At 52.6% G+C, this 24,813-nt stretch carries 28 protein-coding genes; 9 read left to right on the top strand and 19 right to left on the bottom strand.

Annotated features, from left to right (window positions below):
• Positions 1 to 201, bottom strand: coding sequence for a bacterioferritin-associated ferredoxin (locus FRIGORI9N_RS13615; protein WP_159572289.1), 201 nt, complete (start codon positions 199 to 201; stop codon positions 1 to 3).
• A gap of 100 nt (positions 202 to 301) precedes the next feature.
• The gene (gene bfr, locus FRIGORI9N_RS13610; RefSeq protein WP_159572287.1) at positions 302 to 778 is read right to left on the bottom strand and encodes a bacterioferritin; all 477 of its coding nucleotides are present in this window, start codon (positions 776 to 778) and stop codon (positions 302 to 304) included.
• Positions 779 to 1,175: 397 nt separating this feature from the next.
• Between bfr and FRIGORI9N_RS13605 the strand changes: the two genes are divergently transcribed.
• The 5 genes from FRIGORI9N_RS13605 (at position 1,176) to FRIGORI9N_RS13585 (ending at position 5,595) form a co-directional block, all read left to right on the top strand.
• Complete coding sequence (locus tag FRIGORI9N_RS13605; RefSeq protein WP_159572285.1) at positions 1,176 to 1,898, top strand: energy transducer TonB; 723 nt, start codon at positions 1,176 to 1,178, stop codon at positions 1,896 to 1,898.
• A gap of 30 nt (positions 1,899 to 1,928) precedes the next feature.
• Positions 1,929 to 2,648 carry a MotA/TolQ/ExbB proton channel family protein gene (locus FRIGORI9N_RS13600; protein ID WP_159572283.1) on the top strand — a complete coding sequence of 240 codons (720 nt, stop codon included), beginning with the start codon at positions 1,929 to 1,931 and terminating at the stop codon, positions 2,646 to 2,648.
• Between the two features lie 3 nt (positions 2,649 to 2,651).
• Positions 2,652 to 3,065 (top strand): biopolymer transporter ExbD, encoded by a 414-nt coding sequence (locus tag FRIGORI9N_RS13595; RefSeq protein ID WP_159572281.1) that lies wholly within the window; start codon positions 2,652 to 2,654, stop codon positions 3,063 to 3,065.
• Between the two features lie 98 nt (positions 3,066 to 3,163).
• Complete coding sequence (locus FRIGORI9N_RS13590) at positions 3,164 to 4,711, top strand: glucose-6-phosphate isomerase (protein ID WP_159572280.1); 1,548 nt, start codon at positions 3,164 to 3,166, stop codon at positions 4,709 to 4,711.
• Positions 4,708 to 5,595: an SMP-30/gluconolactonase/LRE family protein gene (locus FRIGORI9N_RS13585; protein WP_159572279.1), complete on the top strand. Its 888-nt coding sequence runs from the start codon at positions 4,708 to 4,710 to the stop codon at positions 5,593 to 5,595. The genes FRIGORI9N_RS13590 and FRIGORI9N_RS13585 overlap by 4 nt, the downstream gene beginning before the upstream one ends.
• On the opposite strand, the gene FRIGORI9N_RS13580 is transcribed toward FRIGORI9N_RS13585, so the two are convergent.
• The 16 genes from FRIGORI9N_RS13580 to FRIGORI9N_RS13505 form a co-directional block, all read right to left on the bottom strand.
• A complete protein-coding gene (locus FRIGORI9N_RS13580) occupies positions 5,583 to 6,437 on the bottom strand; it encodes a MurR/RpiR family transcriptional regulator (RefSeq protein WP_159572277.1) in 855 nt (284 codons plus the stop codon). The two genes, FRIGORI9N_RS13585 and FRIGORI9N_RS13580, sit on opposite strands and share 13 nt — an antisense overlap.
• Before the next feature lie 43 nt (positions 6,438 to 6,480).
• On the bottom strand, positions 6,481 to 8,049 hold the full coding sequence (locus FRIGORI9N_RS13575) for an ATP-binding protein (RefSeq protein ID WP_159572275.1): 1,569 nt from the start codon (positions 8,047 to 8,049) through the stop codon (positions 6,481 to 6,483).
• A gap of 142 nt (positions 8,050 to 8,191) precedes the next feature.
• Complete coding sequence (locus tag FRIGORI9N_RS13570) at positions 8,192 to 10,777, bottom strand: DUF6351 family protein (protein ID WP_159572273.1); 2,586 nt, start codon at positions 10,775 to 10,777, stop codon at positions 8,192 to 8,194.
• Positions 10,778 to 10,897: 120 nt separating this feature from the next.
• Positions 10,898 to 12,049, bottom strand: coding sequence for an ABC transporter ATP-binding protein (locus FRIGORI9N_RS13565; RefSeq protein WP_159572271.1), 1,152 nt, complete (start codon positions 12,047 to 12,049; stop codon positions 10,898 to 10,900).
• Positions 12,046 to 12,714, bottom strand: a complete 669-nt coding sequence (modB, locus tag FRIGORI9N_RS13560; protein ID WP_341236867.1) for a molybdate ABC transporter permease subunit — start codon at positions 12,712 to 12,714, stop codon at positions 12,046 to 12,048. The genes FRIGORI9N_RS13565 and modB overlap by 4 nt, the downstream gene beginning before the upstream one ends.
• On the bottom strand, positions 12,711 to 13,472 hold the full coding sequence (gene modA, locus FRIGORI9N_RS13555) for a molybdate ABC transporter substrate-binding protein (protein ID WP_159572268.1): 762 nt from the start codon (positions 13,470 to 13,472) through the stop codon (positions 12,711 to 12,713). The genes modB and modA overlap by 4 nt, the downstream gene beginning before the upstream one ends.
• Before the next feature lies 1 nt (position 13,473).
• Complete coding sequence (gene arsH, locus FRIGORI9N_RS13550) at positions 13,474 to 14,184, bottom strand: arsenical resistance protein ArsH (protein ID WP_159572265.1); 711 nt, start codon at positions 14,182 to 14,184, stop codon at positions 13,474 to 13,476.
• Positions 14,185 to 14,214: 30 nt separating this feature from the next.
• Positions 14,215 to 14,646, bottom strand: coding sequence for a YqaA family protein (locus FRIGORI9N_RS13545; RefSeq protein ID WP_159572262.1), 432 nt, complete (start codon positions 14,644 to 14,646; stop codon positions 14,215 to 14,217).
• 3 nt (positions 14,647 to 14,649) lie between these two features.
• Positions 14,650 to 15,354 (bottom strand): gamma-glutamyl-gamma-aminobutyrate hydrolase family protein, encoded by a 705-nt coding sequence (locus tag FRIGORI9N_RS13540; RefSeq protein ID WP_236550902.1) that lies wholly within the window; start codon positions 15,352 to 15,354, stop codon positions 14,650 to 14,652.
• Positions 15,306 to 16,295, bottom strand: a complete 990-nt coding sequence (locus FRIGORI9N_RS13535) for an amidoligase family protein (protein WP_159572259.1) — start codon at positions 16,293 to 16,295, stop codon at positions 15,306 to 15,308. The genes FRIGORI9N_RS13540 and FRIGORI9N_RS13535 overlap by 49 nt, the downstream gene beginning before the upstream one ends.
• Positions 16,296 to 16,377: 82 nt before the next feature.
• A complete protein-coding gene (locus tag FRIGORI9N_RS13530; protein WP_159572256.1) occupies positions 16,378 to 16,800 on the bottom strand; it encodes an organic hydroperoxide resistance protein in 423 nt (140 codons plus the stop codon).
• 126 nt (positions 16,801 to 16,926) lie between these two features.
• Complete coding sequence (locus tag FRIGORI9N_RS13525; protein WP_236550901.1) at positions 16,927 to 17,316, bottom strand: MarR family winged helix-turn-helix transcriptional regulator; 390 nt, start codon at positions 17,314 to 17,316, stop codon at positions 16,927 to 16,929.
• A gap of 193 nt (positions 17,317 to 17,509) precedes the next feature.
• Positions 17,510 to 18,376, bottom strand: a complete 867-nt coding sequence (locus FRIGORI9N_RS13520) for a dienelactone hydrolase family protein (RefSeq protein WP_159572250.1) — start codon at positions 18,374 to 18,376, stop codon at positions 17,510 to 17,512.
• Positions 18,377 to 18,432: 56 nt separating this feature from the next.
• A complete protein-coding gene (locus tag FRIGORI9N_RS13515) occupies positions 18,433 to 19,101 on the bottom strand; it encodes a hypothetical protein (RefSeq protein WP_159572247.1) in 669 nt (222 codons plus the stop codon).
• Between the two features lie 26 nt (positions 19,102 to 19,127).
• Positions 19,128 to 19,952, bottom strand: coding sequence for a ChaN family lipoprotein (locus FRIGORI9N_RS13510; protein WP_159572244.1), 825 nt, complete (start codon positions 19,950 to 19,952; stop codon positions 19,128 to 19,130).
• A gap of 5 nt (positions 19,953 to 19,957) precedes the next feature.
• Positions 19,958 to 20,542 carry an intradiol ring-cleavage dioxygenase gene (locus tag FRIGORI9N_RS13505; protein WP_159572241.1) on the bottom strand — a complete coding sequence of 195 codons (585 nt, stop codon included), beginning with the start codon at positions 20,540 to 20,542 and terminating at the stop codon, positions 19,958 to 19,960.
• A 112-nt stretch (positions 20,543 to 20,654) separates the two neighbouring features.
• Between FRIGORI9N_RS13505 and FRIGORI9N_RS13500 the strand changes: the two genes are divergently transcribed.
• Together FRIGORI9N_RS13500 and FRIGORI9N_RS13495 are read left to right on the top strand one after the other, a co-directional pair.
• Positions 20,655 to 21,323 (top strand): DUF305 domain-containing protein, encoded by a 669-nt coding sequence (locus tag FRIGORI9N_RS13500; RefSeq protein ID WP_159572238.1) that lies wholly within the window; start codon positions 20,655 to 20,657, stop codon positions 21,321 to 21,323.
• A gap of 138 nt (positions 21,324 to 21,461) precedes the next feature.
• Positions 21,462 to 22,886 carry an LVIVD repeat-containing protein gene (locus FRIGORI9N_RS13495; protein ID WP_159572235.1) on the top strand — a complete coding sequence of 475 codons (1,425 nt, stop codon included), beginning with the start codon at positions 21,462 to 21,464 and terminating at the stop codon, positions 22,884 to 22,886.
• Between the two features lie 4 nt (positions 22,887 to 22,890).
• Here the strand turns inward: FRIGORI9N_RS13495 and FRIGORI9N_RS13490 are convergent, their stop codons facing one another.
• Positions 22,891 to 23,994 (bottom strand): alpha/beta fold hydrolase, encoded by a 1,104-nt coding sequence (locus tag FRIGORI9N_RS13490; RefSeq protein WP_159572232.1) that lies wholly within the window; start codon positions 23,992 to 23,994, stop codon positions 22,891 to 22,893.
• Positions 23,995 to 24,209: 215 nt separating this feature from the next.
• Here FRIGORI9N_RS13490 and FRIGORI9N_RS13485 point away from each other — a divergent pair, with 215 nt between their 5' ends.
• The gene (locus FRIGORI9N_RS13485) at positions 24,210 to 24,512 is read left to right on the top strand and encodes a type II toxin-antitoxin system RelE/ParE family toxin (RefSeq protein ID WP_159572229.1); all 303 of its coding nucleotides are present in this window, start codon (positions 24,210 to 24,212) and stop codon (positions 24,510 to 24,512) included.
• Positions 24,509 to 24,808: an addiction module antidote protein gene (locus tag FRIGORI9N_RS13480; protein WP_159572227.1), complete on the top strand. Its 300-nt coding sequence runs from the start codon at positions 24,509 to 24,511 to the stop codon at positions 24,806 to 24,808. The genes FRIGORI9N_RS13485 and FRIGORI9N_RS13480 overlap by 4 nt, the downstream gene beginning before the upstream one ends.
• Positions 24,809 to 24,813: the final 5 nt, after the last annotated feature.

Genomic DNA, 24,813 nt, shown 5'->3' with positions numbered 1-24,813 from the left:
TCAGGCTGTTTGCTGGCTCATTTCGCTGACCTGAACCAGCGTATTGTGAGCATCAATTTCGCTTTGGCAGTGCATGCGGCACTGGCCACAGCCTGAACATGCACCTGTTTTCATGGTGATGTCGTCTACAGAACCGCAACCGCTGCGAACAGCTTCGGAAATGGTACGGTCGCTAACATTGGCACAAATGCATACGATCACGGGCGGACCTCAAAATGCGTTGAACTTGAAATTAATAATAATGATTCGCATTACTATAATCAAGTGTTTTTTCAACGCATCGTGAAAATCTTTAGAGAATTTACTCTGAAACACCCATCATGGACTGCTCATAATTCTGCAGACCTACCCTGTCAATCAGGCTCAGCTGGGTTTCCAGCCAATCGATGTGCTCTTCGGTGTCTTCCAGAATCACTTTCAAAATGTCGCGAGAAACATAATCCCGCTCTTCTTCGGAAACCTTGATGCCGTCTTTGATGGTGACCTGGGCTGCGCTTTCCATTTTCAGGTCGCTTTGCAGAATTTCATGGGTGTTCTCGCCAATCATCAATTTGCCGAGGTCTTGCAGATTCGGCAGCCCGTCCAGCATCAACACACGTTCAATCAGCAAATCAGCGTGCTTCATTTCGCCAATTGATTCTTCGTACTCTTTTTTCTTGAGCACGTCCAAACCCCAATTCCCGAAAATGCGCGAATGCAGGAAATACTGGTTAATCGCTGTTAGCTCGTTCTTCAACTGCGCATTCAGCGCCGCAATAACCTTGTTCGAACCTTTCATTGTTCTTCTCCCTTGCATTCATAAATCGACTCAAGACCATAGTGTACAACGTGCGCCAAGTCGCCTGAAACCCTTTTCTGGTGCGCTTCTTAAAAAAACACTTGATAAAATCAAAAAGCTAAATGATAATGAGAACACTTCTCGTTTTAATCTTTCCGAGTGAGATTGCCGTGGGTCTACCGCAAATCTCCTTCTTCGCAACAGTTGGCATCCTCACCGGTAGGCCCTCCTCGCTCGGAAAGACCCTTCTCGGTGGCAGCGCTGCATGAGTAATGACCCGAACCTGACGGTCGAGTTTTAAAGGTGAAGATCTGCTACACTCTCTTTGATATTAATTCTCATTCACTAAACTGGAATGCATGACACCGGCTTGCTCACCCCATGGGCAGCAAGCAAAATGGCAACAAACGATTCGATGAACACCCTATCCATTCCAATGAGTGCTCCGCTGAGCAACAACGCACAATCCCTTGGCAACGCCACGACTTTGGTCGGCGTGGTGCTGTTGCACGTGCTGGGTTTGGTTTGGGCGGCACAGCAAATGAGCATTAGCGATCCGGTGATTACACCGCCAAGCGTGATCGGTGTGCTGGTGGCTCCTGAGCCTGCACCACCACCGCCAAAGCCGGTTCCGCCACCACCGAAGCCCGAGCCAAAACCGGTTGCGAAACCCGAACCCAAACCGGTGCCCAAACCCACACCAAAGCCCACACCAAGGCCCGAGCCTGTTCGTGAAGTGGCACCGGAACCCGTTGAACAGACTGCACCGGTTGCACCACCTGCGCCGCCAGCGCCTGTGCAAAAGGCAGCCCCGGCACCCGTGGCACCCGCACCGGTCACACCACCCCGCACCGATGCAGCGCACCTGAATAACCCTGCCCCGCAATACCCCGCGCTGTCGCGCAGATTGGGTGAGCAAGGCCGTGTTTTGCTGGACGTTTACATTCTGCCCGACGGCAGCGTGGGCGAGATCAAACTGAACCGGTCAAGCGGCTTTGCGCGACTGGACAACGCAGCCCTTCAGGCTGTGAAAACCTGGAAGTATGTGCCCGCCAAGCGAGGCGACAAACCAATACCGTTTTGGTACGTACAGCCGGTTTCTTTTGTATTGAATAACTGAGAACATTGAATTTAAGCGAGGTTTATTGAAATGGAAAACAACCCCTACGGTATGGCCGCAATGTGGGCCCAGGGCGACTGGGTCATCAAAAGCGTTGCGTTGTTGTTGCTGATCATGTCGATCGCGTCGTGGTACGTCATCATCACCCGCAGCATTCGCCTGTACCGCTTGCGCAAAAATGTGGGCGCAGTCGATCAGTTCTGGCACACACACAGTTTTGCTGAAGGCCTTCAAGTGCTGGGCAAAGACACCGGCAATCCGTTTCACCACATGGCCATTGAAGGCCAGGCAGCGGTCAACCACCACAGCACCAACAAAGACGACTTGCACGGACAAATCAGCCTGGCCGACTGGCTGAGCGAGGCCTTGCGTGGCGCCATGGACGAGGCCGCAGAAAAACTGCAATCTGGCTTGTCCATTCTGGCCTCCGTGGGTTCAACCGCGCCGTTTGTTGGCCTGTTCGGTACCGTGTGGGGTATTTACCATGCCTTGGTTGGCATTGGTGTTTCCGGCCAGGCGAGCATTGACAAGGTGGCTGGCCCCGTGGGCGAGGCACTCATCATGACAGCCTTCGGTTTGGCTGTGGCCATTCCGGCGGTTCTGGGGTACAACGCACTAACCCGAGCCAACAAGGGCTTGCTGGGCAAGTTGAACCGTTTTGCACGCCAGCTGCACGCCTACTTCCTGACCGGCTCACCCATGCAAAAAGATTCCGCAGTGCGCACGATGTCCTTGAAAAAGGAGGCGTAAGCCATGTCGTTCAATTCTTACGACGATCAGCAGGAAATGAGTGAAATCAACATGACGCCCCTGGTGGACGTGATGTTGGTGCTGCTGATTATTTTCATCATCACCGTGCCCGTGATTACGCACTCGGTGAAAGTAGATTTGCCACAGGCCAGCCAGCAACCCACCGAAGTAAAACCTGATGTCGTCACGCTCAGCGTTATGCGTGACGGCACCTTGAACTGGAACGATGAAGAACTCACCTTCGAAAACCTGGAGCTTCGTTTACAGGCCGTGGCGCAACAGGAAAAACAACCTGAATTGCGCATTCAAGGCGACAAGGCTGTGGAGTACGAAAAAGTGGTGCAAGTGATGGCTGCTGCACAACGTGCCGGCATTGAAAAACTCGGCTTCATGACCGAGCCGCAAAGCACACCATGATCTAAATTTTCAGATAGATTAAACACTCTGTCTTGAAGTCGTGCGAAACTGGGCGCCAAAGCTTGTCTTTAGCGCCTTTTTTTATTGATGCCTTATTCATGAACACATCAGCCTTGAATCCCGGTTTCCTATCCCGAAGTGTTGGTCCCATTCATATCAATCTTGACAGGCAGCTTTACAGCGCCAGCGAAGTATTGAACTTTGAAAAAACAAAGGCTCACCAACAATTGTCTACATTCATTCACCACATGTTCAGCGGTGAAGTGGTCAATTGCACGGAAAACCGGCCAGCGGGTCATTGGGCCCTGCGCGCAGCATGCAATGCACAGGCCTACCATTCTCCGGTGTCTTTGGTGGTCAATGGGCGCGATGAATTGGCCTTGACCAAACAGGTGCAGCAGCACATGGAAGCCTTCGTTGATCAGGTTCGATCCGGGCGCTACACCACACCGGACGGTGTACCTTATGACAGCGTGTTGCATTTGGGCATTGGTGGCTCCGACCTGGGTCCTCGCTTGCTCAACGACGTGTTCAGCAAACTGGATTTGGGCGAGCCGCCTGCATTGAAAATCCGCTTTGCAGCGAACGTGGATTTTCATGAAATGAAAGCTGCACTGGCAGCACTCAATCCGAAAACCACGCTGGTGATCATCGCCAGCAAATCCTTTTCAACCCGCGAAACCCTGCACAATGCCCAGCACATTTTCAAATGGCTGGATGCGGCTGGCCCTGCTTACCGCGCCAAGGCATTGGTCGCTGCCACCTGCAAACCGAACAAGGCCATTGAAGTGGGGGTGGCCGCCGATCGCGTATTTGAATTCAGTGAAACAGTGGGTGGGCGCTATTCACTGTGGGGCCCTGTGTCGATTGGTGTGCGCATGGTGCATGGCAACCTGGTATTCAATGAACTGCTGGAAGGCGCTGCCCTGATGGATGGGCATGTACTGGAAAGCAAAGCAAGCCAGTGTATTCCAACCCTGCTGGCCCTGAGCGACCTGTACAACCTGGAGCAAGGCGTGGCCTCGCTGATGTTGAGCCCCTATGATTCTCGCTTGGGCCAGCTGGTACCCTACCTACAACAACTGTGGATGGAATCGCTGGGCAAAGGCGTGAACAACAAAGGCGAGTTACTTGACAGGCCCTCCTGCCCCATTTTGTGGGGCGATGTGGGCACCAACGGTCAGCATGCATTTTTTCAAATGCTTCATCAAAGCCGCATTGCGAGTTCGGTTGAATTGATTGCCGTGGTTCAACCCGACCACGATGAAGTGCGATCGCACCAGGTCTTGCTTTCTCACGCTTTGGCACAGTCGGAAGCCTTCTCAGTGGGTCGCTTGAACTCACCCGCTGAACTAGGCAACCCGGCCAGCAATTACAAATCTTGCCCCGGGCACCGACCGGTTCAAATGATGTTTCTCGACTCACTCACACCCTACTCACTCGGCGCACTGTTGTGCCTGTGGGAACACCGCACCGCTGCCTTGGCCGCCATGCAAAACATCAACCCCTTCGATCAATGGGGTGTTGAGCTGGGCAAAGGCATTGCCGAGCAACTGGAGCACAGTGTGCCGCCTGGCCATGCCCCTGCAGAAAACCCGGTGACAGCGCACTTGATTAACCACTTTCTGAAAAACGCTGCGCAATGATGCCTTGGCAAGCCCTGCCATTGCCTGCGTGCAGCCTGGCTGAGAGCCCCCGCTACGCGCATGGCGGCTGGGCTTGGGTGGACATCAATCAACGCGTGCTGTACCGATTAAACCAACACGATATTTTCAAGCCCAAGCCACAGAACTTGCACACCTTGCAACTTCCCGATGAAATGGGCTGTGTGCTGCCCACTGCAAAAGCAGACACCTGGGTGGCACTGGGCAGGCAGGGTGGCTGGTTGATCGAAGGCGATACCTGCACACATCAGCTGAACGCACCATTTGATTCGGGCAAACACCGCTTCAACGATGGCCGGGCTGACACAGTTGGCAGGATCTGGATTTCCACCCTTGTCGATGCACGCAGCCCTGCGACCGCTGCCCTGTATTGCATTGAGTCAGGAAAGGCAGAACTGAAAATTGCTGATTTGATTGTGGGCAATGGCCTTGCATTTTCACCCAAGGGGGACTCGGTTTTTCTAAGCGACACCCGGCACAAATGCATTTGGCGATTTGACTACACGGTCGAGACAGGTGAGTTAAGCAATCAACAATTGATCAAACAATATTCTGAGGGCACAGCACGGCCAGATGGTGCCTGCTTTTCTGCCGATGGCAGCTATTGGGTTGCAATTCTGGAAGGCTACCGACTAGACCGATTCAGTGAGCGCGGTGAATTTATTGAAAGCGTTGAATTGCCACTGGCCAAACCCACCATGCCGTGTTTTGGCGGCGAACAGGGCAATGTGCTGTTGGTGTGCTCGGCACAGGCCGACGAGAAATTCCCCAACGCGCCAGGTTTCGAAAACATCAGCCTTGTTGCCTGCGAAACCGGCTTTAAAGCTTTACACGAAAATTTTGCCGACGCCACTCACTTGGCATAACGACTTTCGATCAGGTTTTTTTTCAATCGCGCCATGTTTTTCTGAACTGAATCGCCCAATTGAATAGCCACCTGCGTGGCCAGAATATCCACAATACACAAATGCAGCAGGCGCGACACCATGGGGCTGTACTGTTCGTAGTACTCACCGTGATCTGCGGGTATATGAACCTGCACCGCATCGGCCAGGGGTGAACCCGAGGCTGTAATCGCAATGGTATTTGCACCGGCTGCGCGTGCAATTTGGGTGGCGTCCAGCAAGTCCTGACTGCGACCCGAATTTGAAATGATGATGAGGCAATCGCCCTTGTTCAACATGGATGCTGCCATGATCTGCAAATGCCCATCGGAGTAGGCATGCGCGGTGCAGCCCATTCGAAAAAACTTGTGCTCGGCATCCAATGCCACAAACCCTGAATTGCCCACGCCGTAGAAAATCAGCCGACCCTTTTTGGCGATGGTTTTTGCAAGCAGCTGAGTGGCTTTGGCAATGGGCGCTGTGGGTACGGTATTGCGAAACGTACGCAGTGTGTGAATTGCGTTGTCGAGTACTTTCTGAATCAGAATTTCAGGGGTGTCACTGACCTGCACCGATTGATGAACAAAGGGCACGCCCTCGGTCATGCTGGCAGCAAGTTTCAGTTTGAAGTCGCTCAAACCCTCATAACCAAGCGTTCTACAAAACCGCACCACGGAGGGGCTGCTCACCCCTGCACGTTTGGCCAACTCGGTAACCGGCATTTTCTGAAAACCACTGGGGTCTTTCAAAACCAGCGTAGCCACAGCTTGCTCGGCGCCGGAAAACTGATCCAGCGCCATGCGGATTCGATCGAGTAAATTCATTCACTCAGCGGGTAAAAACCCGAGGTAATAAAATTACATTGTACTAGCGAATGACACCACGCGCCTTAAAGTACTGCACCAGCACATTGGGCTCAAAAGGCTTGGAATAAAAGGCGTCGATTCCTGCCGCCATGGCACGGGCATATTCAGCCAAACGCGAGCCTGCGGTGACAGCAACTATTGGGGTTTTCACATATTCAACCATGTCACGAATGTGGCGTGTGGCACTGAAACCGTCCATCACAGGCATGTGCAGGTCCATTAAAATGGCCGCCACATTGACACTTTTGTCCTGAAGCATGTCCACAGCCACTTGGCCATTGCCCGCCACTACCACTTGGGCACCCAGTTTGCGCAAACGAATTGCATTGATTTTGGCAACGACGGGATCGTCTTCAACCAAGAGCAACGTCAAATTGTTCAAAGGCAATTCGCTTTCAGGATTCTGCGTGGAAATAGACTGGGCAGTGGCCCGCCCCACCAGCTTGACCGGAATCTGAAAACCGGCACACGTGCCTTTGCCCAGTTCACTTTGTATCTGGAACTGACCGTTCATCATCTCGAGATACTTGTGCGTGAGGTAAAAACCGACCCCCATGCCACCACCACCGCGCATGCGACGTTCCGATTGGTTTGCAAACGGAGTTCCTAACGAATCAATCAGCCCGGCAGCCATGCCAATGCCGTTGTCGCTGACCTGAAAATGGAATTCTGGCTCAGGCTGGGCATGAAACGAAATTTCGACCCGAATCTGGTTGGCATCTGAAAACTTCATGGCATTGTCGATCAGGCCATGCATCATCCGCCCGATCCTGACCTTGTCGCCCAACACAATGGGATCAAATTCAAATTGTTCTGCACTTTGCAGCAGATGAATTTGACCCGGGTGAGCGCGCTGCACCAAACGCAAACGATCAATCCACAAGGCTCTTAAATCGAATTCTTCTTCGTCCAGTTGAAGATCGCCCAACATGCTGTCGGCATAATCCATCAACATTCGCACGCTGCGGGTTACGTCAATATTGGCTTTGTCGAGGTCTTGAAAAAGCTCAGCCTGGTCTTCATCCAGTTGCGTTGCGGAAAGCTGGTTCAGCATTTCGAGAGAATTGTTCAGTGGGGTACGCAGTTCATGGCTGACCACGTTCAAAAAGTGATTTTGCTGCCGAATCACCTGCATCAACTCTTTTGTTTTGTGCCTTAAACGCTCGTTGCCGTGCTTCAATTCGGCAAGAAGCCTGGCTTTTTCAGTGACATCGGCAATGGCCAAAGTAACCAAGGGCCAGGCACCCTCGCGGTTCACATTCAAGCCGATCTGAACCATGATTTCTTCACCTGATTTGCGACAGGCCGGGAAGTATTTTTGCCCGGTACCCTGGCCCATCATTCGGCCCTGGGAAGACTGCAGAAAACCTTTAAACAGGACAGCATGGCCGGCACGCAAATGGGCAGGCAGCAGCAACTCGAAATTTTTGTTGTGCAGTTCGCGTACGGTGTAGCCAAACAGGTCTGCACAGAAAGCATTCAGAGAAAGGATCTTCCCGTGGTGATCGATCTGCATCAAACCAACAGGGCTGTGCTCCAGTAAGTCAGGGGTGATCTGTTCGAAGTTCAAGATGGAGCAGTTTCAATGTATTGATTACTGCCCAGTGTGCCAACATCCCGGCGGGAACAAGGGGACATTACAGCGGTAAAGTCCCCTCTTCTCTCTGAATTGATAAATTAATGTTTTTAAATTAATTAACAATTAAAGACTGTTAATTTCGAAACGCAGCAGACGCCCAACCCTGCCTTGAGTTGGCAGGTTTGGCGGGCAAAGGTACGCCACCAATGATCTTCTCAGTGGCAGTGCCGTAACGCAGCCAGGTCTGTGTGGGCTGTGTACCCACACCCGGCAAGGTGTAATCGCACACACCTTGCGGGAAAATTTCTTTCACCTGCGCCACAAAAGCAGCTGTATCGGCCATCGGCACCACACCTGCGTAGTCTGCTGCATCAACTGGTTTCAACACGCATTTGTTGGCCAGGGTGCGAATGTCGTCGCCAGCCACGGTGCGAGGTGTACCGAAACGCGTTTGCACCAGCACGTGTTGCAGCTCGGCAATCGGGCCGGTCAGTTGAGCCGACATGCCAGTGGAATCCACCGCCGAGAAATCCAGACCGCACACCTGATTGCTCAGCTGGTCAAAAATTTGACCCGCCTCGGGTGGTGGCTTTGGAATGCTGCTGGAATTGGCCATGGGCAAAATCGGATCGGGGAAGAACAGGTTGCCACTCATTGGCACAAACGGCCCGTCTTCGGCATAAATGCTTTGGGCCGATAAACATTTGTCTCGCGCAGCACGGGGCTTGTTGGCCACCACTTTTTCCGGCAAGGGTTTGGTGCTGCCATCGGCTTCAATCTGGCTTAGCCAGCGGTCCATCACCAGCAAGGCTTCTGTGCTGTAAGTGGAATCGCCCGCCAATACCAATTGACCGAACCAGATCACATGGTTGTCAAAATGCCCTTGGGTGGCGTTCAAGCGTGCACGCATTTGCCAGCTGTGAAATGCATCGTGGGCAATGCCGGGGTCGGGGCCGCGCAAGTCGATAATCGGAATATTGCTCAAATGTTCAGCCGTATTCACTGCACCGGTTTTGTACGAATTGGTCAAAGCCAGTGGGTCGGCCACGGTGCGCTTGGCCACACGTTGAATGTCCACATCGAAACCACCGATGTTGCGGTTCAAATCCAGAAATTGATTGGCCGTGATGGTGCCCTGCTTCAAGGCGCCCAGGCCATACTGCACGCCCACATTGTCCAGCGGTATGCCGCCGAACCCACGACCAATTTTTTTCTCGTTGGCGCTCCACACATCGGGCGTTCTAAAGCCGAACTGGGTGCTCATGTAATCGATCAAGCCGCAACGCAAACCACCCGGGTTGTTCACGGGGTCATAAGGCGTGGCTGCGCCATTCAAGCCGCGGCAATTCTGGGCATAAGGATAGGCCTTGGGGAAAAAGGCGTTGTCAGACAACACAGGGTTGACCGGCAAGTGCCCGTAGACAGCGCTCCACTGCACATAGGGCAAAAAGTTTTGGTTGAAATTCGGGAACTGATTGGCGTTTTCCGCCTCGTTCACGCCTTGGTAACGGTTGCCAAAATAGGAATTCAACAGGTTGTAATCTGCAAACTGGCTTGCGGTAGTCCATACATCGGGATACGAACATTGCACGATAATGCCCTGATAAATTCCGGGGTAGGCATTGGCAATGTGCTGCTGCGCAATGGCCCCACCCGAACAACCTGTGCCCATGGTGTAGCGGATTTCGCCGTACTGCTCAACAATGCGTTCTTTCACCATCATCAGTGATTCTGCAGCAGTCACCAAATTCACGTTGTGACCCAAATTGGCCATGGCTGTGGAGGTGGCAATAAAACCCCGGCCCAAGGCCACGGTGATGCTGTCACCCAGCAAGAATTCAGCGCCGTCCGGGGCTGTGCCGGAAATGTCGCCATTGGGAGGATTGCCGGGCGCATAGCTCACGCCCACATTGCCACCGTGATGAACCAACACCTTGCCGTTCCATTGGGGCTGCGGCTTCCAGGGTTGCCAATCTTCTGCCGGATTAAACAGCGTGCGAATTTGATACCGATCGCGATTTTGCACACCACGCTCGGTGCGAATGATGAAAGGCACGGTCACGCCGTTGTCGGTCGTGGTCATTGCAATTTCGCTGGCGGGTGGTGGGTTCGCCGGGTCGTAAGGCAGGAAAGTGGGGGCAAATTCCTGTTCCTGAAAATTGGAATTGCTCAGAAAATGCTGCAACTTGTTGGCAGGCAAATAAGAAAAACTGAACACGGCAGGCTGGTTGCATTGGGCATCCACTGCGCCTTCGTTGGTACAGGTCCAGGGCTGCACTTGCGGCCCGGAAAACACAGGGCCACCGTTGGGGTGATTGATGATGGTGGCAACAATGCGGCCTGTGTTTTTCAACACCGCCATGATGCGGTTTTCACCCAAGGTCAAGCCTTGAATGCGGCCCATGTAACGGCCATTTTCACGCAAGGCAAACTGATCGCTCACATCAACCGTGCCCAACATTACGCGCACCACTTGCAGGTTGGCGGGGTCTTCTGCAGTAATTTCAACCAGGGCATTGCCGTCGCTGATCAAATCAGCGCGGTTGGATAAAACCCGAATGCCATCACCGGGCTTCAGGTCCACGGGTGTTTCTTCGTTGGGATTGGTCACGGTGGGGCTGTCGCCCCCGGCCACAGTGCTGGAATCATTGCCGCCCAGGCAACCAGCCAAAAGCGCAAGCGTGCTGAACGCCAGCGCAGTGTGAAGTGTTTTGCTCATGTTTTCTTGTAAGTTTGAATTGTCTCCAAACCTTCATACTTCAAGCCAACACTTTCAGATTCATTTTGTAAATCAGTTACTTACTTATCAAGATACTTTACTTAACAACTTTTGCGCTTTTTACTGCCGGTGTTTTTTGGGCATGATATGGATTAGCCCCAACTCCATTTCCACCACACAGGGTGCACCTTTTTTCAGGCCCAAACGCTGGGCCCCCGACACCGCCATTTTCAGTGTTTCAAAAGGCGCCACTTCCATGGTCAGATCGATCAGGCTGAGTTCACCCAAGTCGCGGTGGGCATCGACATGCGCGGGCAACACCACAAATCCATCGCGTTGCAAATTATAAGCTGCGGGTTTCAAGGCCAGGCCATCGGCATGCACCACCCAATTCACGGGGAAACCTGGCGGAATTTTTCCTTTGTCTTTGACCTGAAGCTGAAAGCTGTTCGACGGCAAGGCCTGTTGCGTATCCAGCGCGCTGGTCCACTGCAGCATGCCAAATCCCGGATGATCCGAAGGGCCCAGCCATGCACCATGGAACCGGTTTTGAATACCCACCAAATCGGCCACACGAGAATTGCGAGGTCTGCGGTGTACATCGAAGGCCTCGCCTTCTTGCAACACCTGCCCATGGTCAAGCACCACCAGTTTGTCGCACAACATGCGGGCTTCATTCAGATCGTGGGTCACCAACACAATCGGAATATTCAGGTCGCTGCGCAGTTCTGCCAGCAATCGGTAAAGGCCTTCGCGGTTCATTTGATCGACTGCGGAGAACGGCTCGTCCAGCAACAACAACTTCGGTTCGCGGGCCAAGGCACGGGCCAAAGCCACTCGCTGCTGCTGCCCTCCCGACAATTCGGCGGGCTTGCGCATGGCTTCGTCATTGCTCAGGCGCACACGTTTAAGCCACTGCACTGCTTCGATAATTTGATCGCCTTTGGGCAAGTGCTGCAAAGCCAAAGCCACATTGGCAGCTGCGCTTAAGTGGGGCATCAAGGCGTAGTTTTGAAACACCAAGCCAACCCGGCGTTGCTGGGGTGTTTGAAACACGCCTTTTGTAGTGTCTAACCACACTTGGCCACCCACTTCGATGCGCCCCTTCGCGGGTTTCATCAAACCTGCCAATACACGCAAAATGGAAGACTTACCTGCCCCCGAAGGCCCCACCAGGGCGAGCAGTTGACCCGCCTCACAATGAAAACTTCCACGCAGTGGCATGGGTTTGAGTTGCTCAAACTCAATGTGAAGACTTGTGGGCAGGCTCATTTGTTGCGCCTTCTTCGGTTTGACAACAACAGGGATGCGGCCACCGCCACCAATGAGAACATCAACAAGGCCAGCGACATGGTGTTGGCTGCTTTCAAATCGAAACTTTGCACACTGTCGTAAATGGAGATCGCCAAAGTTCGGGTTTCGCCAGGAATATTGCCACCGATCATGAGCACAACGCCAAACTCGCCCAGCGTGTGCACAAATGTCAGTACCATGGCCGACAAAATGCCAGGCCAGGCCAATGGCAATTCCACTTTGGTAAAAATCGCCCAGCTACCCAAACCGCTGACTTGTGCAGCCTCATTTAAATTGTGGGGAATCGACTCAAAAGCACGTTGAATGGGTTGCAACATGAAAGGAATGTTGAACAGCACCGAGGCCAGCAGCAGCCCGGCAAAATTAAAAGTCAGCGTGATGCCAAACGTACTTTGCAACCACTGCCCCACTTGCGAACCACCCCCCACCGCCACCAACAGGTAATACCCCATCACAGTGGGAGGCAAAACAAGCGGCAGTAAAATTGCAGCTTCAATCCAGGTTCGGCCCTTGAACTGGGTGCGGGCAAGCCAGCGCCCCGAGACCAGGCCAATGGGCAACAATACCAGCAATGTGCTTAAAGCAAGTTGAATGGAAAGCGAGAAAGCAGACCAGTCCATCATGGTTTTAACACCGGATCGTAGCCATATTTTTTCAGAACCGCGCGGGCTGCTTCCGTTTGCATGTACTGCACAAACGCCTTGGCAGCCGGGTTACCTGCTTGACACAAGACCATGCCCTGAATCAGTGGCTGATGCCACTCTTTGGGAATCAAACTGTGGCTTGCGCGTGCGGCCACCTCGGGTGCAATTGCCAAAGACAAGGCCACCAAACCGCCCTGAGCCGCACCAGAGGTCGCAAATTGCGTGGCCTGCCCAATGTTTTCGCCCATCACGAGTTTTCCTTGCAATGCATCCCACAACTTGATCTGGATCAGAACCTCTCGTGCCCGCATGCCGTACGGTGCCACCGCGGGGTTGGCAATGGCCAGTTTGTTCAGGCGACCGTCTTTCAGCGCGGCGGCCAGGTCTTTCAAACTGCCATCGGGTTTTAATGCACTTTGGTGCGGCACAAGCAAAACCAGTCGTCCTTCCGAATACGGCACAACGGGTGCAGCGGCCAACTTTTCGTCCACCAGCTTTTGGGGAAACACCATGTCGGCTGACAAAAATACATCGAAAGGGGCACCCTGTTTGATTTGACTGTAGAAGTTGCCCGAGGAGCCATACGCCACCTTCAGTGTATGCCCAGTCGCTTGGGTAAACCGGGGCGATATTTCATCGAGTGCGTGACGCAAGGTGGCAGCAGCAGCCACTGTGACGTTGCCAGCGTGGGCAAGGCCTGCACAGATCAACGCAATTAAACAGACAAATGTTTTCAAATTAAATGCTGCGCTGGTTGACTCGTTTGGACAATTCCTCTGCAGACTCTACCCGCTCAGAATAGCGATCTACCAAATACTGTGCGTGACCACGGGTCAGCAAGGTGAACTTCATCAGCTCCTCCATCACATCCACCAAACGGATGTAGTACGGGGAAGGCTTCATTCGGCCACTTTCGTCAAACTCCATAAACGCTTTGGCAATTGACGATTGATTGGGAATGGTGATCATGCGCATCCAGCGCCCAAGTACCCGCAACTGGTTCACTGCATTGAACGACTGCGAGCCACCACACACTTGCATCACCGCCAGTGTTTTGCCCTGCGTGGGCCGCTTGGCGCCACCGGTTAACGGCAACCAGTCAATTTGTGTTTTCATCACGCCGGTCATGGCGCCGTGGCGCTCGGGCGAGCTCCACACCTGCCCTTCCGACCAATCGGCCAGTTCACGCAGTTCTTGCACCTTGGGGTGCTGCTCATTGGCGTCATCCACCAAAGGCAAACCATCGGGATTGAAAAACCGGACTTCTGCCCCCATCAGCGTGAGCAAGCGCCCAGCCTCTTCTGCGGCAAGTCGACTAAAAGAGCGAGCGCGCAAAGAACCATACAAAATCAGGATTCGGGGTGGGTGCAACAGGCTGTCACCCAACAATTCCCGATCGGGTTGCTTAAAACAGTTTGCGTCCAGATTGGGCAAATCACTTGGATTCATAACAACACCATTTCCTTCCCATTCAATGAATTAGAACCAGGCCACCGACATTTCAGAAAAGTAAATCACAGCCACATAACGCAGCGATTTACCAACGCCCACAAGCAGGATAAACAGCCACAGGTTTACTCGCATAATACCGGCGACCAGCGTCAACGGGTCACCACCAACGGGCATCCATGCAAACAACAGGCTCCAGACACCATAGCGTTGAAACCAAGCCTGCATTTTCTCGATTTGCCTGGGTTTGAAATAAAACCATTTTTTGTGCTGAAAGTGCAGCAGGTAACGCCCCAGCACCCAATTCACCACAGCCCCCAGGGTATTGCCCATTGTCGCAACTGCAAGCAACAGGCCGGCGGGTTCGCCTGCACGGATCATGGCGAACAGCACCACCTCGGAATAGAAAGGCAAAATGGTGGCTGCCAAAAAGGCGGAAGCAAACAGCAAGGAATACGACATGGATTATTGACTCTGGGGAGCTTGCCTGCATTGTTGCACAAGCCATTTGAACAAGCGCCTGTGTTTGGGGCGGTACAACAAATATTCCGGGTGCCATTGCACCCCCAGCCATTGGCATGCGCCGTCGGGCTCAATGCCCTGCACAAAACCGTCCAGGTCGCGGGCCACAATTCGTACCCCTTGGCCCAACTCGTCTATGGCCTGATGGTGCAGGCTGTTGATGCGCAACCGGCTGGCGCAGGTTACCGCTGCCAGGCAACTGCTGGCACGCAATGCCGCTGTTTTTCGCGGCAACACGGTGCCCCGGTTTGAAGTTAATTTGCGCCTTGCGCGAATGTCGATGTGCAAACTGCCGCCCAGGCTGACATTGATTAACTGGGTACCACGGCAAATGCCCAACATGGGCAAGCCATGCTTCAATGCCCAGGCAATGTGCGCCTGTTCCAGCGCATCGCGATCGGGGTCGTAGTGTGCTTTGGGTGCTTCTTCTTCGCCATAGAGCGAAGGGTGGATATCGTCCCCACCACTTACGATCAAGGCATCAATTTGATCAATTGGCCAGTGGTGCCTCACGCTGATGCGTCGGGCCTGCCCACCAGCCAGCCACACGGCCATGCGAATGCTGAACCACGACGGCGACCACCACTTGGCATTGCCAGTTACACCGACAACAGGTTTTCGTGAATGTGCGCCAGTTCCTGGTGCCAAGGCTCTTCCTTCAGGTTGATTAAATTCTGGTTGTACTCAATCCACTGCTCGCACATGGACCTCAATGTGACCGGGTCAGCGGCCAGGTGTTCCACCACACACCAAATATTCCAGCTGTCCGTTAAAGTCCAGCCCGGTTTTTCGATTTCGCAATTCGGCAAGCGATAGTGAAAGGTTGGGCGTGCATTCACACGCTCATCGCTGACCACTGCCAGTACACGAGCCTCATCAATTTGCTTGAACAAAGGCAACAGGTCCATGCCCCGATTTCGGGTGGGGTTGAACTCCAGATAATCGTCGATGATCTGCGACAACGGAGTATCGGCTGTGTAAGCCATGACCAATTCCACATACCGCTTCGGATACATGTCAATGTAGGGCGTCAAACGGCGCAAGGTATCAATTCTGTGCGCCTTCATCAACCAGTGCTGTGACACACAATAGGCTTGCAGATAGGGCACGATGGTTTGTGAATTCAGATCAGGCAACTCGGCGTTGATGTGTACCCCAAAAGCATAAATAAGCGAATCGGAAGTACCCAGGGCCCCTGCCTCTCGCAGCTTGGTCACCATGTCGTTGAGTACGGAAAGCCTGTTCACGGGGATGGGTGGGCACACCACTTCCAAGGGCACTATCTGCCGGGCCAAATCTGTCATCAAAGCCAGCACAGCATCTTCATTTGCGCCCTGCTCTTCAAGGCGCTTGCGGGCCATGTTCTTGGCGAAACTCCAGTCCAGTTCAATTTTAAAATGACCGAACTCGGGATGTTTTACCTTGCACTCGGCCTGCGTGTCACGAATCACTTCACCCTGCAAGGCCTTGGCCACTGCGGCTGCCGCAGACTGCAAGTCCAAGCCGGCAAACTCCAGTTCGAACCCCGCACACCGAACTTCGCGCTTGACGTTCTTCATCCAGGCGGGTTTGGCATAGTTGTGCTGCATTAATCATTCCCTGCAAAAAAACAAAAGCGGCGGGCTTTAACAAAAGCCCACCGCCAGTCAACGGTTAAGTGGCTGCGCTTGCTTACACCACAGTCAACTTTACATCCACATTGTTACGGGTTGCGTTTGAGTATGGGCACACCTGGTGTGCTTTCTCAACCAATGCGTTGGCGGCTGCTTTGTCCATGCCTTCCAGCTTGATGCTCATGTCCACCGCAATGGCAAAACCAACACCCTTCGGGTTGCCGCCAATGCCCACAGTGGCAGTAATTTCGGGCTCGGAAGGCAGCTGGATTTTGTCCTGACCGGCCACGAACTTGATCGCGCCGATAAAACAGGCGGAATAACCTGCAGCAAACAATTGCTCAGGGTTGGTACCCGGGCCGCCCGCGCCACCCAGTTCTTTGGGCGTGCTCAATTGCACTTTCAACCGTCCATCGTCTGTGGCTGAACCACCCTCGCGACCGCCAGTGGATGTGGCCTTAGCCGTGTAAACAACTTCCATGAATTTCTCCTGTAGTTTGGTGGATGAACAATCAGATAGTTATCGCGATAACTATCTAAAGAATTGATTTGATAAAATCTTGGTCTCTTTAGAAGGTTATCGCAATAATTAATGAAGGGCAAGCAATCAGGCTTTCAACAACCTTTCCCGCAAGGCGTCCAGTTCACATTTCAGGCGATGAATTTCCGTGGGTGTCATGCCGCACTGGTCAACCACGCAGGCGTATACATTGAGGGCCTTTTCCCGAATCTGCTTGCCCTCCTCGGTCAGGTAGATCTGCAGTTGCCTTTCATCATCTGCACTTCGGTTGCGTGTTAGCAGGCCTTGCTCGGCCATTCGTTTGATGACGGGGGTCAATGCGCCAGGCTGTTGGCCCAGTTGACGGGCCACATTGATCAAACTGACTCCGTCTTCTTTCCACAAAATCATCATGACCAAGTATTGCGGAAAGGTTAAACCCAAGGGTTGCAGCAGCGGCTTGTAAACCTGCGTAATTGCAAGAGAGGTTGCATACAAAGAGAAACAAAGCTGATTGTCTAACGCTAGTGGATTCTCGATTTTCATGTTCTTGGAGTTTTAACCAGACGATTGGGATGACTCAAGTGTAATCGCTTGAACGGTTTGAGTCATCCTTGTCTAAGTCAATCCAAGACAATCGTGAATAAATGCATTCAATTTGACTCAAATTGTCCTCGTCTGGCCCGTGTTTTTACACGCCCCGCTCTTTAAACCAGTCCAAAGTCAGTTTCCAGGCATATGTGGCAGCCCGCCTGTCATAGGTGGGGCGGTAGTCGGCATGAAAACCGTGATTGACAGCGGGGAAGACCACAATTTCAGAGGCGCTGCTGCCCTTGCCCAGTTCGTTACGCATTTTGTCCACAACGTCATCGGGCACAAAACTGTCCTCGCCAGCGTACAGGCCCAGCACGGGGACCTTCAGATTTGCAGCCACATCAACCGGGTCTGCTGGCTTGTTTGGTCCTTTCAACCCGGCCAGCAAGCCGTAATAGGCAACGCCAGCCTTTACATTTGAATTGTGGTTGGCGTACAACCAAACCGTGCGACCACCCCAACAATAGCCCACGATACCCAAGCGCTTTGTATTGGCTTTGCCGCTGGCTTTTGCAAATGCCACGGTGGAATCAATGTCGCTCATCACCTGGGCATCCGGCACCACTGGCACCACTTCTTTCAAAATTGCTTCAAGGGTCATGTTGGACACATCCGCTTCGCGGCTGAACAAGGCCGGTGCAATGGCGTAATACCCTTGCTTGGCCAAGCGACGGCAAATGTCCTGAATGTACTCATGTACGCCAAAAATTTCCTGAATCACAAGAATGACCGGAAAGTTTCCGCCTTTGGCAGGCATTGCGCGGTAGGCTGGAATTTGCCCGTCTTTCACGGGAACTTTCACTTCACCCGCAGTAATTCCCTGGGTGTCTGTTTTTATGGCCTGTGCAAACAGGGGCTCTGAAGCCACTGCAAAACCACCCGCAAGCGAGGTGAGCAAGAAGCCTCGGCGACTCACGGTGGTTTCATTGATTTTCTTTGCCAAGCCAAATTTCAGTTGATCCATGGTTACTGCTCCTGGGTGTTAAAATTGAAATTATCAGTTATCACGATAACAAAATATCACAACAAATCGACTACCTTGGCGATGGAATAAGCCCGATCCTGCGGATTTTTTATCTTGAGCGCAGATTGAAGGTTGGGGCTGTAATGCAACCTCAACAATTCTTTGTAAAAGTCGTATTCGTTTTGAATTCCCAATGCAGCACGACGCATTTTCAACTGGGCTTCCTGAAAGGCTTTACGATGCTTGGGGAAATAACGCTCAACATGAGAAAGTGCGAACACATCGGCATACAGTTCTTCGCGGTGGCGCCTGCGCACAGGTCCAAAATCAATTTTCTCTTTCATTTGCACGCAATGGCCTGACTCGTGCGCAAAAAAGGCTTCGTACACCACCTGCTTCGGCAAGCCATCAAAAAACTCCAGGTACTGCTCAAAGCTGTGCCAGGTTTTGTCGCGAGTGCTGATAAGAAATGTGCAGCGCTTCAATGGGGCGTTGTACTGAACCAGCAAGGGTGACTGGTGCGGCGTTTCTTTTCCGATCAATTTAAAATCGACTGAATAGCCATGCATGCGGCCATAACCACGGGCCACGCTGCCAGCAATGTGATCGATCAACTCTGCATCATCGAAGTCTTCAAAGCCATTGGCTTTCAGTGGTGTTGAGCACAGCACCATTGCGCAGGCCAAGGCAAGGCCAGCCCAGTTAAAACACCCAGATTTTTCCACCCTGTAGTCTCCCGCCTGTGTGTGGCTTATTTTTTCATCATGGCCTTGAAAGCTTCGCAAGGATCTTCACGGGAATGGGCAGGCACTGTGCGAAGCACATCAAATTGCTCAGCGCCATTGGCCTGTGAATCTTCGATAAAGCCATACACGGTTGTTGTTTGTTGTAGTTTAACGGGCAACCAGTGAACAACGCCGACATCTTTTTGGACATGGCCATTGCCTGCAATCAAAATCACATCGCGTTGCGTGGCCTGCTGTTCAATGACCTTGGCCATCCACACATCGCGAGCCACTTGTGCCGGAATCATTTTTTCTGCAACGTGCTGGGGCAGCATATTGCAGTGCCCTTCAACAATGTTTCGACGATGCTGTTCGCCCAGCGGCTTCGGCAATGGTTTGTCCAGTTCATATTGGGCAATGGTGTCAGGGTCCAGGGCCGCGCCGTACCCGCCCTTCACGATACGGTTTGCTTCTTCTCGCGACACATTGGCCGCCAACAAGGGCAGTTGATAATCAATTGCAAGTTGAATCAGGGGTTCATACAGTTCCCACTGCCAATTTTCTACCCATGGCTGCGATGTAATACAGCTTGCCTGCTTGCATTGATCTTGCGCAGTGCGCAACAAGCCCTGGTGTTCCCGATCAAACTGCTCCATTGCAATGGCGGGTCGCCAGCCTGTTTTCACTTTTGCTGCGATCATTTCATAACGGGCTTCATGGGCCTGAGGGTTGTCGTGAACCTCGCCCATTAACCACACAGTGGGCACTGTTTGCTGTGTGGTTTGTGTTGCACAGGCCGCTGCCAGAAAGACAACACACAGGGCATATACAATTTTTGAAGGTACTGCCATTGAAACTATCCCTTTGCCTGCACCGGCAATACAAAGTCGAACAAAGCCTGTGATTTATCGTGGGCCCACTTCACCAACAAGTCGGGGTTGAAAAAGCTGTCGCGCAGATTCAGCACTTGGTCCGGAAAATAAAGTTGTGTGGTCAGCAATGGTGTACCAGGGCCCTGTACCTTCACGTGCAAATGCGGCGTGCGCCGAAAAGTCGAATTGCCGTAAGAACCGGGCATTAAGGTTTCAAAACGAAATCGCCCTTGGGCATCCGTCAGTTGATGCCCTCGCAATTTGAAACCGGTGTTGTCGTATTCACCTTCCGAATCGCAGCCCCACACATCCACAATTGCATTGGGAACAGGTTGGCAGGCGGTATTCAACACCCGCCCTTGCAACACCAAAACATCACCGGGCAAACCATCAATCAGCGTGCTGCGTCGGGGAGTTTGCGGGGTGTAATACGGGCCTTCAATTTGCCGGGCAGTGGGCTCGCCGCTGCAGGCTGGCGTTAACGCCAAAGCCTGTCGCCAGGTAAGCCAGGGAGCAGCGACCAAAAGCCCGGCACCAGCCTGAAGAATTGTTCGTCTGTATTTCAGCATGCCATCTCCCACGCCAATACTTCTCTGTTCTTGGATACAACATCCAAATAAACGTTCCCTTCAGTAAGAGATTGGGTACGCAATAACAATCACCACTTCCACTTGTCACCCTATGTTGAAACAAAAAGGTTTTTACGCTGCCTGTCTTTTCTCGCTTGGCCTGGCAGTTGGCATGCTGCTCAGCAGCGCCATGCCCGCGCTTGAAAACACAGCGACCGAATCTGCAAACACGGCAGGTACGCAGCCCAATTCGATCGACATTGGCTTTGCGCAAAGCATGATCATTCACCATGACCAAGCCATTTCCATGGCCATGCTGGTGAAGGGCAAGGTGTCGCCCAATCTGGATTTACTGGCCAATGGAATATTAACCGCCCAACTGCTGGAAATGGGACAAATGAAAGGCTGGCTAACCGCATGGAATCAGCGAGTAACCCCACCGCAGAAAGGCGCAATGGCTTGGGTCGAAGACGCAAAGAATGTGACCAATGTGCAAGACCTGCTGTACGTTGCGCAATGCAAGTCAGCCAAGGGCGTTATGCCTGGAATGTTAAATGTGGATCAATTCAACGAAATGAGAGCGCTGACAGGCCCAGATCTTGAACGAAGATTCCTCGAGGCAATGATCGACCACCACCAGGCCGCCATTCCCATGGCGCGTTTTGCGGTGAACAACGGGGAATCGTTGCTGGTAAAGGGTTTGGCAAAATCCATCATTCGGGAACAGGCGGCAGAAATTTCCCTGATGAATAAATTGCTCGCACAAGTTAACTCGAAATAATGAATTGGGCTGTTGCAGTTTCGACCCCAGTTTTCACAGCGGCAAACGCTGAAGATTTGTAGGGAGATGGTGAACTGTCAGAAACCAGTAAGTGCGCAAACCCACGATGATTAAAAAAACAAACAGGGAGACAGGGGAATGCAATCTACAAAACTCGCAACTTTATTGGCCAGCACAGCTGTGTTGGCAGCATGCGGTTCAGAAGGCGTCGGGCCAACAAGCTCAAGCAGAACGACACCCAGCGAAGTGATGGGTGCCAGTTTCGTTGAGCCCGTCCAATGTGGCGCAGGCTCTGTGCCGGAAACCGGCATTCAAGGTCAAGTTCCGCTGGCCGACCGCGAGAGCGGGCGCAGCAAACAAGGCTACCGGTGCAATATGGAACTGGTGGGGCAATACCAGGGCGAAGGCAGCACATGGGTCAACCCTTCCTACAAAACCTGTTCGTACATGGGCACCACATTCTCGGGCATTCCGACCAAAGTGTCACAAGGGGTTCAGGTAATCGACGCGCGCGATCCGGCCAATCCGGTGCTGTCGACCAACCTCACCAGCCCGGCATTTTTTCAAAGCCCTTGGGAATCCCTGAAAGTGAATGAAGCACGCGGCTTGCTCGGAGGCGTTGCGGTGGGGCCGGTGCTTAGTGCCGGTTTTTTCGATATTTACGACATTGGCACTGATTGTGCGAACCCGATCTTGCTGAATTCTTTTGCGGCCAACCTGACCCTGCCCGCCAACTTGATAGGCCATGAGGGCGCGTGGTCACCCGATGGAAATACTTACTGGGCCACTGGGTTGAACCCGGGCAGTATTACTGCCATTGACACCAGCAACCCCAGCCTGCCGCGAATTCTGTACACCACCATTGCCTCGCCCAGCAACCACGGCTTTGAATTGAGTGAAGACGGCAACCGCATGTATTTGACTTCACTGACCCCGCCCGGTGTGATTATTCTGGACACGAGCAGCATTCAAAACCGCGACCCAGTGCCCATGTTGACCGAGGTTGGCAGCGTGTATTGGGAGGATGGAGACTTGAGCCAACACACCATTCCTGTTTCGTACAATGGCAAACCGTTTGTGATCGCTGTGGACGAGGGCGGTGCTGGCGCAGCACGAATTATTGATATTTCGGATGAGACTGCACCCGTTGTAGTTTCCAAACTGAAACTGGCCATTCATGCAGAAGAAAACGCCGCCATTCGCGAAGCTGACACTGCAAACAATGGAAGTTTTGGCTACGAAGGACATTATTGTGGTGTGGATAAAAAAGTGAACCCCACCGCCATTGCATGTGGCTATTTTCAATCCGGTGTGCGGGTGTTCGATATTCGCAACCCGCTGGCAGCCAAAGAAATTGCCTATTACAACCCGCCTGCGCAGTCGGAGAAAAAAGCACAGTTGGCAGGCTCTGAACACGCAACCAGCGCGATTGGAGGTGATCTAAGCACTGACTGGTGCAGCTCGCCGCCCCGCTTTGTGGGCAGCGATCAAATTTGGGTCACTTGCCAGGACAACGGATTCATGGTGTTGAAATTCACGAACAACGCGTATCCCTTGAAATAACAAGTTAGCCGTTCAACCAGCTCACGGTTTTCGCCCAAATGGTATTGGGCGATTCCTTGCCGCTCATAATGCCAATGTGACCACCTGGGCCGATGAAGAATTCTGATTTTTCAGAGCCCACCACTTTGGTAATTGGCTTGCAACACGCCACATTGGCCAGGTTGTCTGTTTTGCCCGCAATGCCCAACACCGGGCAGGCGATTTCTTTGAAATTCGCTACAGCCTTGCCCACTTTAAAGTGGCCATTCGCCGTTTCATTTTCCAGCCAAATACTTGCAAACCAGTCGCGCAGGGCACCGCCGGGATAAGCTTCCAGGCTGTCGATAAATGCAGCCTGGTTGGCGTGCTGGGCCACAAACTCGCGGTCGTGCAATTGCGAAATCAAGTTCCAGTAACCTTTCAAACTGCCCACAGGGTCGAGCAATTTAAAACCAATCACGTTGGCCCAACCCGGTGTGTACAACAACTTGGCGGGCACTTTGCGAAAATTGATACGGGCCGATTTCAACAAGTGCGCAAGGCGTTTGTACTGTTGACCAATTGCGCCATTGGCATGGCCGTCGATCGGCGTGCCGTAGGTCACAATTTTGTTGATGTTTTCATCTTTGAACAAGGCGGTGTAGGCCAAGGCCATGCCACCACCCATGCTCCAGCCTTGCAAATTCAGTTTTTTCGAACCGCTGTGTTCACGCACCGCGTTCAGGCACGCGGGCAAAAACTCCTTGATGTAATTTTCAAGCGTAAGCCCTGCCTGTTTGCGTGTTGGTTTGCCCCAGTCGATCAAGTACACGTCAAAACCCTGCGCCATCAGGTAGCGCACGAAACTGCGTTCGGGCAGCAGGTCATACACGAACATGTTCACGGCCAACGGGGCAATCAGTACCAGCGGAATTTTATTGCGCTTCTTGGTCACGGGCAGGGTTTCGTCGCCCACGGTGATGCTTTCTTCGGTCAACGGCAGGTAATGGCGAACACTGTGAATACCGCTTTGGTGAATGATCTCGAACGGCTGCAAACCGGCACGCACCATGGATTCCGACTTGAACAGACGATTCCAGCCATTGCTGGACATGTGGCTAATGCGGCGAATACTGAGTGCGGTGGACATGGCGACAAACCTGATTGTGAAAATAATGTGTGTCAGATTCTAACAGCGCTCACGCCAAGGGGAGTGGTATGGACGTTCTAAATGTTACTCAAAAGTCACCTCATTGGGGTTACTCAAATTGAGTGAGGTGTTTGTGGGCAATCGGGACGAATGATAATTTGCGGACCCATTCAGCAAAGCCAAACAAAATGTAGCCAAAAGGCTACGCCTGAGATATGATCGAAATACGTAAAACCGCAACCTATGCCAATTGGCTTGACAGCTTGCGCGACATCAGCGCACGAGCTCGAATTCAGGTTCGAATAGAACGATTGGCGGCGGGCAATGCTGGGGATGTTAAGCCGGTAGGTGGAGGCGTATCTGAATTGCGCATCAATTTTGGTCCAGGCTATCGAGTCTATTTCACAAAACGTGGGCAAAAATTAATCATCTTATTGGCAGGAGGAGACAAGAGCACTCAACAACAAGACATTAAAGAGGCCTTGTACCTCGCACAAAATATTCAGGAAAACCAATGACGAAAATTTTGACTACTCGGTATGACGTCGCTGAACATCTTCGTACCCCCGAAGAGATGGCTGCTTATCTTGAAGCTTGCTTCGAGGAAGCAGGTGACGATGCAGCGTTCATCGCCAAAGCACTCGGGGATATCGCGCGCGCCAAAGGCATGACCAAAGTTGCGCACGATGCAGGATTATCCCGGGAAAGCCTTTATAAGGCACTTTCAGGCCAACGCAGCCCCGACTTTCAGACAATTCTGAAAGTGATGACTGCACTAGGTTTAAAACTGCATGCTCAAGTTGCGCGCAATTAATCTAC

Source organism: Limnobacter sp. 130 (genome assembly GCF_902506325.1).
GTDB lineage: Bacteria > Pseudomonadota > Gammaproteobacteria > Burkholderiales > Burkholderiaceae_B > Limnobacter.
Note: the sequence above shows the minus strand (reverse complement) of the source record. Positions and strands in the feature narration are given on the sequence as shown.

What these genes read in the sequence shown, in the direction of transcription:
- bfr (WP_159572287.1), bottom strand. Translation starts at nt 778, where the DNA reads ATGAAAGGTTCGAACAAGGTTATTGCGGCGCTGAATGCGCAGTTGAAG.
- FRIGORI9N_RS13605 (WP_159572285.1), top strand. Translation starts at nt 1,176, where the DNA reads ATGGCAACAAACGATTCGATGAACACCCTATCCATTCCAATGAGTGCT.
- FRIGORI9N_RS13600 (WP_159572283.1), top strand. Translation starts at nt 1,929, where the DNA reads ATGGAAAACAACCCCTACGGTATGGCCGCAATGTGGGCCCAGGGCGAC.
- FRIGORI9N_RS13595 (WP_159572281.1), top strand. Translation starts at nt 2,652, where the DNA reads ATGTCGTTCAATTCTTACGACGATCAGCAGGAAATGAGTGAAATCAAC.
- FRIGORI9N_RS13590 (WP_159572280.1), top strand. Translation starts at nt 3,164, where the DNA reads ATGAACACATCAGCCTTGAATCCCGGTTTCCTATCCCGAAGTGTTGGT.
- FRIGORI9N_RS13585 (WP_159572279.1), top strand. Translation starts at nt 4,708, where the DNA reads ATGATGCCTTGGCAAGCCCTGCCATTGCCTGCGTGCAGCCTGGCTGAG.
- FRIGORI9N_RS13580 (WP_159572277.1), bottom strand. Translation starts at nt 6,437, where the DNA reads ATGAATTTACTCGATCGAATCCGCATGGCGCTGGATCAGTTTTCCGGC.
- FRIGORI9N_RS13570 (WP_159572273.1), bottom strand. Translation starts at nt 10,777, where the DNA reads ATGAGCAAAACACTTCACACTGCGCTGGCGTTCAGCACGCTTGCGCTT.
- FRIGORI9N_RS13565 (WP_159572271.1), bottom strand. Translation starts at nt 12,049, where the DNA reads ATGAGCCTGCCCACAAGTCTTCACATTGAGTTTGAGCAACTCAAACCC.
- modB (WP_341236867.1), bottom strand. Translation starts at nt 12,714, where the DNA reads ATGATGGACTGGTCTGCTTTCTCGCTTTCCATTCAACTTGCTTTAAGC.
- arsH (WP_159572265.1), bottom strand. Translation starts at nt 14,184, where the DNA reads ATGAATCCAAGTGATTTGCCCAATCTGGACGCAAACTGTTTTAAGCAA.
- FRIGORI9N_RS13545 (WP_159572262.1), bottom strand. Translation starts at nt 14,646, where the DNA reads ATGTCGTATTCCTTGCTGTTTGCTTCCGCCTTTTTGGCAGCCACCATT.
- FRIGORI9N_RS13535 (WP_159572259.1), bottom strand. Translation starts at nt 16,295, where the DNA reads ATGCAGCACAACTATGCCAAACCCGCCTGGATGAAGAACGTCAAGCGC.
- FRIGORI9N_RS13530 (WP_159572256.1), bottom strand. Translation starts at nt 16,800, where the DNA reads ATGGAAGTTGTTTACACGGCTAAGGCCACATCCACTGGCGGTCGCGAG.
- FRIGORI9N_RS13520 (WP_159572250.1), bottom strand. Translation starts at nt 18,376, where the DNA reads ATGGATCAACTGAAATTTGGCTTGGCAAAGAAAATCAATGAAACCACC.
- FRIGORI9N_RS13510 (WP_159572244.1), bottom strand. Translation starts at nt 19,952, where the DNA reads ATGGCAGTACCTTCAAAAATTGTATATGCCCTGTGTGTTGTCTTTCTG.
- FRIGORI9N_RS13505 (WP_159572241.1), bottom strand. Translation starts at nt 20,542, where the DNA reads ATGCTGAAATACAGACGAACAATTCTTCAGGCTGGTGCCGGGCTTTTG.
- FRIGORI9N_RS13500 (WP_159572238.1), top strand. Translation starts at nt 20,655, where the DNA reads ATGTTGAAACAAAAAGGTTTTTACGCTGCCTGTCTTTTCTCGCTTGGC.
- FRIGORI9N_RS13495 (WP_159572235.1), top strand. Translation starts at nt 21,462, where the DNA reads ATGCAATCTACAAAACTCGCAACTTTATTGGCCAGCACAGCTGTGTTG.
- FRIGORI9N_RS13490 (WP_159572232.1), bottom strand. Translation starts at nt 23,994, where the DNA reads ATGTCCACCGCACTCAGTATTCGCCGCATTAGCCACATGTCCAGCAAT.
- FRIGORI9N_RS13485 (WP_159572229.1), top strand. Translation starts at nt 24,210, where the DNA reads ATGATCGAAATACGTAAAACCGCAACCTATGCCAATTGGCTTGACAGC.
- FRIGORI9N_RS13480 (WP_159572227.1), top strand. Translation starts at nt 24,509, where the DNA reads ATGACGAAAATTTTGACTACTCGGTATGACGTCGCTGAACATCTTCGT.